The 10,301-nt window shown below is 70.8% G+C and carries 9 protein-coding genes; 2 read left to right on the top strand and 7 right to left on the bottom strand.

Annotation, left to right across the window (positions count from 1 at the left end; all coding sequences use genetic code 11):
* The first annotated feature begins 333 nt into the window (after window positions 1-333).
* Entirely contained in the window at window positions 334-1,161 is an 828-nt protein-coding gene (locus PSH25_RS14720; protein WP_238659631.1) for a hypothetical protein, read from the top strand.
* Between the two features lie 38 nt (window positions 1,162-1,199).
* On the opposite strand, the gene PSH25_RS14715 is transcribed toward PSH25_RS14720, so the two are convergent.
* The 7 genes from PSH25_RS14715 to PSH25_RS14680 all read right to left on the bottom strand — a co-directional run bounded on the left by PSH25_RS14715 (window position 1,200) and on the right by PSH25_RS14680 (window position 9,246).
* Window positions 1,200-1,589, bottom strand: coding sequence for a DUF559 domain-containing protein (locus PSH25_RS14715; protein ID WP_238659630.1), 390 nt, complete (start codon window positions 1,587-1,589; stop codon window positions 1,200-1,202).
* 797 nt (window positions 1,590-2,386) lie between these two features.
* Window positions 2,387-2,644 carry a hypothetical protein gene (locus PSH25_RS14710; protein WP_238659629.1) on the bottom strand — a complete coding sequence of 86 codons (258 nt, stop codon included), beginning with the start codon at window positions 2,642-2,644 and terminating at the stop codon, window positions 2,387-2,389.
* Between the two features lie 1,534 nt (window positions 2,645-4,178).
* The gene (locus tag PSH25_RS14700) at window positions 4,179-4,748 is read right to left on the bottom strand and encodes a carboxymuconolactone decarboxylase family protein (RefSeq protein ID WP_238659628.1); all 570 of its coding nucleotides are present in this window, start codon (window positions 4,746-4,748) and stop codon (window positions 4,179-4,181) included.
* A 268-nt stretch (window positions 4,749-5,016) separates the two neighbouring features.
* Window positions 5,017-5,568, bottom strand: a complete 552-nt coding sequence (locus PSH25_RS14695; RefSeq protein WP_238659627.1) for a restriction endonuclease — start codon at window positions 5,566-5,568, stop codon at window positions 5,017-5,019.
* A 331-nt stretch (window positions 5,569-5,899) separates the two neighbouring features.
* Window positions 5,900-6,472 carry a hypothetical protein gene (locus PSH25_RS14690; RefSeq protein WP_238659626.1) on the bottom strand — a complete coding sequence of 191 codons (573 nt, stop codon included), beginning with the start codon at window positions 6,470-6,472 and terminating at the stop codon, window positions 5,900-5,902.
* A 162-nt stretch (window positions 6,473-6,634) separates the two neighbouring features.
* A complete protein-coding gene (locus tag PSH25_RS14685; protein ID WP_238659625.1) occupies window positions 6,635-8,260 on the bottom strand; it encodes an ABC transporter permease in 1,626 nt (541 codons plus the stop codon).
* Window positions 8,257-9,246, bottom strand: coding sequence for an ABC transporter ATP-binding protein (locus PSH25_RS14680; RefSeq protein ID WP_372492797.1), 990 nt, complete (start codon window positions 9,244-9,246; stop codon window positions 8,257-8,259). The genes PSH25_RS14685 and PSH25_RS14680 overlap by 4 nt, the downstream gene beginning before the upstream one ends.
* 109 nt (window positions 9,247-9,355) lie before the next feature.
* On the opposite strand from PSH25_RS14680, the gene PSH25_RS34190 reads away from it, so the two are divergent.
* Window positions 9,356-10,301: DUF6758 family protein (locus PSH25_RS34190; RefSeq protein ID WP_372492796.1), on the top strand; the 946-nt coding region annotated here is incomplete at its 3' end.

The following is a 10,301-nucleotide window of genomic DNA, read 5'->3' as shown; positions in this document are numbered from 1 at the left end:
CACCAGGCGGCGTGCGCGCCGACCGGGAGCGCACCGGCGGCCAGGCCGGCGCAGGACAGCAGCGCGGCACCGACGCCCCCGAGCAGCCGGTACGCGACAACGGTCGGCAGTGTGCGCACCCGGGCAGGATGTCGCCCACGGCTGACCGCCACACGACGCCCGGACGATCACCAGGCGACGGCGTGATGTCGGACCGGCTCGGCCGTCCCGCCGTCGACGGCGGGTGGCCTGGTTCGTGCCGATATGCGGTCTGCTCGGTGCCGGCGTGGCGGCCGACAGATCGGTCACCGGTTGTTAGCGTGAAACGCGGATCCGTAACCGTGGAGGGGTGCCATGACGGACGCCCCCGACGGGAGGCCGAGGCCCGCGGACCAGTGGCGGCACCGGGGCGTACGAGGGTTGACCATCGCCCGCGACGCCGGCGTACGCGGCTGGCGGTGGTGGGCGCGGAGCTGGGATCGGCTGGTCGCCGCGCTCCAGGACGAGGCGCCCGTCGGGTCCGCTGCCGCGCCGTCGCCGTCCGGTCCACTCGTCGAACAACGCGACGCGCCCCGGCTGATCGCGGTCCCGGCCCGCGGGTACGTGTACTCGTTCTACATCCGCGCCACGTTCGCCTGGTCGTCACCGGCCAGCCTGCGGTCCGAGGTGCTGAGCTGGTACGTGCAGTACTTCCAACCCAACGCGATCCAGCGGCTGACCCGGCTCGCCGCCGACGCCGCCCGCGACCTGCCCCCGCACCGGGCCGGCGACCTGGAGGTGGCGTTACTGCGGGCGCTCGCCGAGGATCCCCTGTGGCACTACCAACGGGGCGACGTCACCCTCACCTGCCGCCCCGACGCCGCCGTACGACTCGACGAGCGGATCATGCCGGCGCTCCAGCCGCACGTCGACCGCCTGGTCAAGCTGGAGTACCAGTTCGACGAGCAGATCCGAAAGGCCCGGTACGCCGAGGAACTGAGCCGCCAGTGGGCGACGATCCTGGATGACCACGCGGACGACCAGGACCTGGCCGACGCGCGCGACCACATGCTTGCCACGCAACGAGAAGCCGCGCGATGGATCGCCGAACTCCTGCACCGCCACGCCAACCCCGCACCAGAGTCGGCCCCCACGCCCAAGGTCCCCCCACAAGCTTATTCAAGATCACTTGATGGTGAGTAGTTGTTTGGGGCTGTCGAGAACTACTGAGCATCAAGTGATCATGGGCGGCCGTGACGGTTGGCGAGGATCGCGAAGACTTCCTGGCGGACCTTGACGGGATCCGTGATGAGGCGACGGTGGCTGAAGCGGACGACGAGGATGTCGATGGTGGCGAGCAGAGCGTCGCGCTGGAGGTCGATCTCCCGTTCGGCCGGGTCGCCGTGGCTGGTCGCGCCGTCCAGCTCGATGTTGACCCGTTCCGCCTCGGCCAACATGTCGAGGTAGATCGTCCGGGCACCGACCCGTACCCGCACCTGCCGGGTGAACGCCGGCATTCCCGGGCCGGTGAAGATGTGGTCGTGACCCCAGACCTCCAACGGACTGCGGCAACCAGCGGCAAGCCGGTCCACCAGCCCGCGCACCGCCGTGCGGTGGGGCAACCTCGGCACCTCGGCACCTCGGCAAGAACGGCGACCAGGCGCTGCGGGGTGGTCAGCCGGTCGTTGACCGCGCGGATGAGCAGTCCCGGTCGGTCGACCGGCGGCAACAGCGGCCAACAGTCCACCAAGGTCCGTTCGAGCCGAGTAATGGCAACCCGCGCCGCGTCACCACGTGCGGCGGCTCGATCACGAAGCCCGGCCGATGCCGCACCATGAGATGCGGCAAACTCCTCATGCCCGATTCGGCGGACAGGTCGAGATGCACCGGCTCATCCGGTGGTTGACTCCGCAGACCCCACACGTCGAGCGCGGTCAGTCGACTGAGCGCCCCGCGCCCTCCCGCGTATGCCAGCGCGGCGCGACGGGCCAGCTCCGGTTCGATCCGCCCGAGAGGTGGCAGATCAGGGTGGGCATGCCGGACGAGCTTTGTATCGACGTAGACCTCCGGCAGGACCCGGACCAGTCGACCGGCCCGGCACGCGCCCTGGAGTGTCCACGGCGGCGCTACGCGGAGTACGTCCCGTCGGGTAGCCAGGCCACCGCCTCGGTCGAGCAGGGATTGCAAGCGTGCGTCCACCGGCCCACCCTGCCGTGGAGCGCCACCCTCGCGGGGGTTGCTGTGGACAGCAGAAGCACCTGTGGATGAGGGCCCGAGTCCTACCCACCTGTGGTACGCACCGCTGAGCGCCCCACACCGACGGACCAGTTGGGCAGCCACCTAACCGTGGCGAATGGCCGCCGCCGGGCTGATCGGCCCGGCGGCGGCCATTCGGGTCCGGGAGCGCCCGTCCGAGCAGGTGCGTGCGCTAGTAGGTGAAGGTCCAGAGGAAGTAGAAGCCCGGGGCGTTGGGGCCGTACTGGCGGTACTCGCAGTAGTACCAGCTCCACAGGCCGGTCCGAACACCCTCACTGCCGTAGCTGTTGCAGAACTGACCGTCGGAGTAGACGTTGCGCAGCGTGCCGCCCGGCGGATCCGCCGCAGCCGGAGCGGCGCTGAACCCGACCACTCCGCCCAGCGCCAGCGCCACCGCCGTCACCAGGGTCGCCCATCTGCGTCCGCGCATGAAGCCTCCTCACATCACCGTCCACGGTGCATGGTGGCTCCGCGTCGAGCCGAGACCGGGACATCGAAGTTCGTGAAAGTAGAGGCTTGCATGGGGACGTGCGGTTCGGCTCCCGACAACGGACGGCGCTACCGCGACGATCCGCCAGCGATCTCCGTCGAATGGGCATCCGCCCTGAAATATGGTTGATCGCGAGCTGCTCCTCGCGTGGCAACGAGTTCGGCTCATCCCCTGTTCAGGGCGGGTGCGTGCGCCCGTCCCGACCCACCGGACTGCTCTGCTGTCGTACCGCCGAATTGGGCTGCGGCGGCGGAGCGGGCGGGTCGCCCGCGGCCCCCGAGCGGACGACCCGCCCTTCCAGACCCACCACAAGGACCTTCCGCTCCCACGCCTGCCCTCAGAGAGGATCGTCGTGGCTCAGGTGTATCGAGGTGGCCAGCCCTACCCCGCCGGCCACCCAGGCCGGTTGACGCCGCACGAGGTGCGGACCCGCGCGTTCGCCGCGTGCCGGCGCGGCGTCGACCCCGATGAGGTACGCGAGTTCCAGGCCCGGGTGGCCGACGAGCTGGCCATGCTCAACGAACGGTACGGCTGCTCAGCCGGGAGAACGACCAGATCAAGCGGGCGTTGCGTGACTGGCAGACGAGCACGCTCGGGAGTGCCCGCCACCGCGGGAGCACCACCACAATCCCGGCCACTGGTGACCGCGCGTCCCTCCCCCGGCGACCCGCTCGTCATCGACGGCCGAGCGTCTGTGCAGTTCGTCGGGGATCGTGCCCTGACCTTCCGCGTCGTCTCAGTCTGCGACCGACCGACGTACGAGGGCTGGGTCTGGTTAACCGGCCACGTCCTCAACCGCGCCTCTGCTCGACGCGCTCAGCAGCATCACGGGGCAACTGCTGGACCCTTTCGCTGCCACCACGCCGTGAAGAGGGTGGCCACCTGAGCCTTGATTTCCTCAGCGACGAGCCCTTGGCCGTCACCCATGGAGAGTTCCTCGTGATGGCGCCCCTGAGCGTTCGTCGCCGCTCGTCGCGTACGGTCGGGCGCTCGACGGCGAGGTCCGCCCATCCACCCCAACCATGCAGCGAGCCACCACAGCCGGAGCACTCGCAACCCGGATTCTTAGCACTCGCGCAATTCGCTCGATGCGTGTTCACAGCCATCCGCAGTCCGCCGATCGGCTCGCCGTCGCTTGGGGTGAAGCACCAATGACCCTAAGTACCTGGCCGGGCGCTACCAATCGGGTCCTGTCGCTGAAGATCCGGCATTCCGCCGCGTCAGCGAGATTCCTTAGCTGCCAGACGGGTACGCGCGCCGCCTGCACCTATTGATGGTGTCGGATTCCTGATGGACGTGGCCGAAACGATCTGCAGTCCCGATGCCGACAAGCGCTTGGGCGATTCCCTCCCAGGGCTTACCGAAGGGCAAGATGCCGCGCACGGGCGTTGCGACCGCCGAACGCTACCTTCTCGACAAGTCCGCGCTCGCCCGCTGGCGCTGGGATAGCCCGGTCGGTGCGTTCTCTCTGGGTCTAACCGCCGAAGCTCAGCGCCCGCCGCAGATCCACGTCCAGGCTCTCGTTGTACTGCGGATCGGGCTCAGCCCCGGCAGCGCTGAGGACGGTGCTGAAAAAGCATCTGGCGCCAACGGCGAGAATCACGCCGAAGATATCCGCGTCATCGAGACCGTGGCCGCGCAGGCCCGCGACGTCGGCCTCGGTGACGGAGTTCGCATCGGCCGCGACCTTTCCGGCGAAGTTGACGACTGCGACCTCCTGCGCGGAGAGACCGGCGCTGCCGTGGTCCAAAGCGATGGCGGCGACGGTCGGCGCGTCGAAGAACTTGTCGCGTAGGACCTTTCCATGTGCCAGGCCGCAGTAGGAGGATTTCAGAGCCCGGGCCGCGGCGAGAGTCGCCAACTCGTAGCGGCGCAGCTCCATCCCGGCCTTCACCGCACCGTTGAGCTGCTGCCATGCCACGTACACCGCCGGGTTGTGGGCGAACAACCTGGTGTAGTTGGGCAGGTATCCCATCGCCTTTGTGTCCGTATCGACCATCCGCTCGGTGTCCGGTGACTGTTCGGCCTGCTGCAGGAAACTCATCCGACTCCTCCCATGCTTGACCCGGGACGGTACGCCGTTGGGACTGCGGACGCTGTCGGGAAATCGGCCGTGCACGGGGGCCCTGACACTCGTCGATCGTCAGGTGACGAAACGCCTCCTCACACTTGATCTACTCGTTGTCGCCCAGCCGCACCTCCGCACCGTCCCGCTTGGGCAGTAGCGCCGCGCAGTAGCCGTCGCGCGCCTCGGTGGTGACCCGGGTCAGCAACTCGGAGATGTCCGGTGACTTGACCCGTTTCCCGGCGCATCAATGCGATCCGCCTCCCGCGATGGACCCCAGCGCTGGTCGTCCCGTCCAGGCCCACATCTCCAGCGCGTGCCGGTCGACGAGTGTGATGTTGAGCTGCCGGGCCATCTGGATGCCGTCGCCCGCGGTGAAGAAGCTGTTGGTCACGAGCATGCAGATCTCGCCACCGTGGATGTCTCGGCAGGTGCCGGCGAACCGCTGGATCGCGGCACTGCCGACCCGGTTGTTAGGGCTCTGCCGCTTGCACTGCACCACGACGCGTCGGCCGTCGGGGGAGATCGCCAGAACGTCCGCTCCCCGGTCACCGGAGCCGCCGCACACCGTCACGTTCCGGAACCCGGACGCGACCAGGATCCGGGCGAACCACTGCTCGAACTCGGGTCCGCTCATCGTGTCGGTCACCGTGATCAGTCTGTCTCGCTGGGCTTGGTCGGCCCGCTCGCGGGCACGCTGCTTCGACACCACAAGGCCCACCGTGGCCGCCGCCATGACGACGAGGCTCACCAGGAGAGCGGACCAGTATGGATGCCGCTGCACGAAATCGATGACCATGCGGAGGAGCACGAGAGCGACGACGGCACACAGCGCCAGAGCCCAGCCGTTGGCAGATCTGCCGCCACCGGCCACGCGGCGGACCGTCGATCTGCGCCGAACGCTGCCCGTGCGCCGCCTTCGGTAGTGCGCCCGAACCCGCGCGCCACCCTTCCTGGTGTGGGACCTGACATACGGCACGAGGCACCTCCCCGGTCGAGGAAGCCTCAGTGTCGCGGTAGCGTGCGACAAACCCCCTGCACGGCCGTCGACAGTGTCCGGTACCCGTCAGTCGACGTCAGCCGCCGTCTCACATGGGAGCGCCCGCAGCGAGCCCCCGGCACCGCCGCGCTCAGTTGGCGGGCACCTCCGGCGTCGCGGTGGACCGGTCGACCAACGCCTGCCGCAGCGCCGCGGACTGCTCCACCGACCCGCCGCGCACTCCGAGACTGCGCCGGGCCGCCCGGTAGTACCCGTCGCGGGCCTCGTTGACGCGGGTCAGCAGCTCCGCCACGTCCGACGGCGCCTCGACGATTCCCCGGGCCAGCCGTTCGACCTGCCAGATCGCGTCCCGCCAGCTTGCGGCGGCGACGACCGTCGGTTCGTCGCCGAGCAGCAGCAGGTTCTCCCACACGATGGTGCGCCGAGCGTCCGCCTCGGCCAGCCGGACAAGCCCCTCGTCGCGGTCGATGGGGTGGCTTCGCGATTCCGGCCGGTGGTCGGCCGTCAGTCGCAGCGCCACCGCGTGACTCTCCTTGAGGGCGTGCGCGTAGTCGACGTACGCGTCGAGCCGCCGCTCGTCCCAGCGGACGCTCTGGCTTCGCCGCCACCGGGCCCGGTCGGCGAGGGAGGTGGCGAGGATCGTGCCCAAGGTGCCAACCAGGACGCCGAGGAGAACCGGAAGCTGCGTCAGAAGCGTGCTCACGTCGCCGAGGCTGCCAGCCCCCGGCAATCCCGTCAGCCCCGGCCCACCCCCGCTGACTGCCCGACCCTGGCTCGGATGATCCCTGGCAGTTCAGCAGGGCTGGCGTCGGCGTGTCGGGTCGGTCCGCTGCCAACCATCATCGGAACGCCTGAGCCGCGCGGCTCAGGACGGGACGTCGCGGTGGCGGAAGGCGGCCACGCCGACGGCGAGCAGGGCCGCGGCCACCGCCGCCAGCACCACCAGGGGAAGCGCCGCCGGGTCGACCGCGGGCACGGCCGGCACATGGGTGTACGGCGAGACGTTGAGCGCGGCCTGTGGCAGTTCCAGTACCGCGCCGAGCTGCCCGAGGAGCAGGAAGACCAGCAGCGCCGTCCAGGACAGCATCACCGAAAATCGGGGCAGCAGCCCGAAGATCGCGGTGACCACCCCGGCCACCACGAGCAGGGCGGGCAGGCGCAGCAGCGCGGCACCGCCCAGCTCGACGGCCTGGCCGAGCGGGTCGCCGGTGACGATGCCGTAGCCGAGGCCAGTGGTCACGCCGGCGAGGAGCAGCAGGGCGACCGCGCCGAGCGTGGCGGCGAGCACCTGGGTGCCGAGCCAGCGGGTGCGGCTGACCGCCGTGGCGAGGGCGGCCTCCAACACCCCGTCGGCTTCGTCGCCGCGTACGCGGAGCAGGGCCTGCACGACGTACGCCCCGAGGGTCAGGGCGAAGAGACCGAGCATCGCGGCCAGGTACGCGTTGATCAGGTCAGCTCCGCCACCCATCGCGTTGATCGCTTCGGCGGCGGCCGGGTTCGCGTCGATCATGTCGTTGAACTCGTCGGCGGCGACGCCCATGGAGAGGCCGAGCACGGCCACCCCGACGGCCCAGCCGAGCAGCGTGCCGCGCTGCATCCGCCAGGCCAGGCCGGTGGGGCTGAGCAGGCGTGGCGCGCCGGTGGCCGGGCCGCGTCGGGGGGCGATCAGCCCGGCGCCCTGGTCGCGTCGTTCGGCGAGGGCGTACGCCAGCGCCACCCCGGCGAGCAGCAGCGCGACGGGCAGGAAGAGTACCCACCAGCGTTCGCCGTCGAAGGCTCGTACCTGATTTCCCCAGCCGAGCGGGGAGATCCACGACGGCCAGGCGCTCCGTACGCGGGTGCCGTCGGCGCTCTGTTGGCCGAGCACGTCGCCGGCGGCGCGCAGCACGAAGGAGAGCCCGACGGTGGCGGCGGCGAGCGCGTTGGCGCCGCGCGAGGTGACGGAGAGCTGGGCGGTGACTGCGGCGATCGCGGTGAAGGCGACCCCGACGCCGCCGATCGCGGCCGCTGCCGCGACCGAGCCGGCGAGCGGTAGACCGGCGCCGACCAGCGCGACCGCGAGCAGCACGGCGGCCAGCGTGTTCGCCGCGACGATGACGAGCAGCGCGGCGGTGAGTGGCGCGTACCGGCCGACCACGGAGGCGCCGAGCAGCTCGGCCCGGCCGGTCTCCTCGTTCTGGCGGGTGTGCCGGGTCACCGCGAAGGTGCTCAACAGCGCGACGATCAGGGCGAGCGTCACGTACGTCTCGGCAACCACCACGGCGCCGAGGTCGGTGCCGTGGATGGGGCCGTTGAAGGCGCGGGCGACCAGGCTGGACGCCGAGGTGGTGGCGTAGCCCAGCCGGGTCTCCTGGTCCGGGTAGATGCCGGCGACGCTGCCAGCGAGGGCGTAGCCGAGCAGGGGCGTGCCGAGGATCCAGATGGCGAGGCGGATCCGGTCGCGGCGCAGCACGAGCCGGGCCAGAAGGGTCGTCCCGGTGAGGGCGCTCACCGGGCACCGCCCTGCGGAACGTCAGCCTGCGCGCCGGCGTCCGCGGCAGCAGCGGCGGCAGCGCCCGATGCAGCGACGGCGGGAACGCCCGTGGCAGCGGCGGCGGAGTCGTCGCCGTAGTGGCGCAGGAAGAGCTGTTCCAGGGTCGGTGGCGTGCTGGTCAGCGCGCGGACACCGAAGCGGATGAGCTGGCCCAGCAGCTCGTCGAGGTGGGCGGGTTCGACCTCCAGGTGGGTACGGCCGTCGACCTCGTGCACGTCGTGCACGCCGGGCAGCGCGTCCAGGCCGGTGACCGGGCGGGCGGTCTCCACGGTCACCGCCGTACGGGTGAGATGGCGCAGCTCGGCGAGGGTGCCGGATTCGACGGTGCGGCCCTCGCGGATGATGCTGACCCGGTCGCAGAGCGCCTCGACCTCGGCGAGCACGTGGCTGGAGAGCAGCACGGTGGCGCCGGCCTGCTTGACCCGTCGGACCTCGTCCTGGAACACCGCCTCCATCAGCGGGTCGAGGCCGGAGGTCGGCTCGTCGAGCACGTACAGCTCCACCGGGGAGGAGAACGCGGCGACGATGGCGACCTTCTGCCGGTTGCCCTTGGAGTACGTGCGGCAGCGGCGGGTCGGGTCCAGGTCGAAGCGGTCCAGCAGTTCGTCGCGGCGACGCCGGTCGAGGCCGCCGCGCAGCTGACCGAGCAGGTCGATGGCTTCTCCGCCGGTGAGGTTGGGCCAGAGACTGACGTCGCCCGGCACGTACGCCAGCCGGCGGTGCAGGCGGACGGCGTCGCGCCACGGGTCAGCGCCGAGCACCTGGGCGTCGCCGGAGTCGCGGCGCAGCAACCCGAGCAGGATCCGGATGGTGGTGGACTTCCCGGAGCCGTTGGGCCCGAGGAAGCCGTGCACCTCCCCCTGCTCGACGTGCAGGTCCAGCCCGTCGAGTGCCCGGATCGCGCCGAAAGTCTTGACCAGGTTGCCGATCGAGATGACGGGCATCGCCCCTCCTGCCGTTGGCTGCGTCGACCGTCACCACTGTACTGACCGTTGGTCAGTCGAATCAACGGTGATCGAGCCCACCGGTCAGGACGTCGCTAGGCTGGCCGGCATGACCGCCGATCCCGCGGACGACACCCGCACCCGGATCCTGCGCGCCGCGCTCGACCTGTTCGCCGAACACGGCTACCAGCGCACCTCGTTGCGCCAGATCGGCGAGCGGCTGCGGCTCAGCAAGACCGCGATCCTGTACCACTTCCCGGCGAAGGAGCATCTGCTCGCTGCCCTGGTCGAGCCGCTGGTGGCGGACCTGGAGGCGCTGCTCGACGCGGCCCAGACACAGCCCGCGGGGTTGGCCCGGTGGACGGTGCTGGAGGGTTGGGTGGACATCATGCTCGCCCATCGCCGGCCGCTCGGCATGCTCTTCCACGACATCGCGCTGATCGGCCGGGGCGACACGTACCACCGCCTGATGGAGATCGCGATGCGGGCCAACGACCTCATCGCCGGGCCGGACGCCGGGCGTCGCGAGCGGGTCCTCGCGACGCAGGCGGTGGGCGCGTGCAGCGACCCGGTCGTCTTCTTCACCGACGTGTCGGACGAGGTGCTGCGCGCCGACATGCTCGACGGCGTACGCCGACTGCTCGCCCCGGTGCCCACGGACGCCACGGCGGGGCCGCACGCGGACGCCACCGCCGGATCGCGAATGGACGCCACGGCCAGGGCCCACGCGGACACCACGGCCGGGGCCCGCACGACCACGACGGTGCCGGAGCGGGAAGCCCCGCCAGGGGCGATCGCGGGGGACGCGAGGAGGGGAGGGCGGTCGGGGGCTGGGGCGTTTGCGGGCCCGGCGCCACGCGGAGGTGGTCCGGCCGATCTGGTCTTGGTGGCGGAGGGACCCGGTGTGGGTCTGGGTACGCGACTCGCCGGAGTGGCCGGCCCCGATCCGGGGCCGGAATTGGTCGACGCGCTGACCGACCCGGGGCCGGGTCACCCTGACCACGTCGGACAGGCGAAGATCAAGGTCGGCGGTCACCCGACTCCACTGTGGTTGG

Source organism: Micromonospora foliorum (assembly GCF_022229015.1).
Lineage (GTDB): Bacteria > Actinomycetota > Actinomycetes > Mycobacteriales > Micromonosporaceae > Micromonospora > Micromonospora foliorum.
This window is presented reverse-complemented; position numbering and strand designations above follow the sequence as displayed.

Excerpts from the sequence above, each read along its gene's own strand:
- PSH25_RS14680 (WP_372492797.1), bottom strand. The coding sequence starts at position 9,246 with ATGCCCGTCATCTCGATCGGCAACCTGGTCAAGACTTTCGGCGCGATC.
- PSH25_RS14710 (WP_238659629.1), bottom strand. The coding sequence starts at position 2,644 with ATGCGCGGACGCAGATGGGCGACCCTGGTGACGGCGGTGGCGCTGGCG.
- PSH25_RS14720 (WP_238659631.1), top strand. The coding sequence starts at position 334 with ATGACGGACGCCCCCGACGGGAGGCCGAGGCCCGCGGACCAGTGGCGG.
- PSH25_RS14695 (WP_238659627.1), bottom strand. The coding sequence starts at position 5,568 with ATGGTCATCGATTTCGTGCAGCGGCATCCATACTGGTCCGCTCTCCTG.
- PSH25_RS14700 (WP_238659628.1), bottom strand. The coding sequence starts at position 4,748 with ATGAGTTTCCTGCAGCAGGCCGAACAGTCACCGGACACCGAGCGGATG.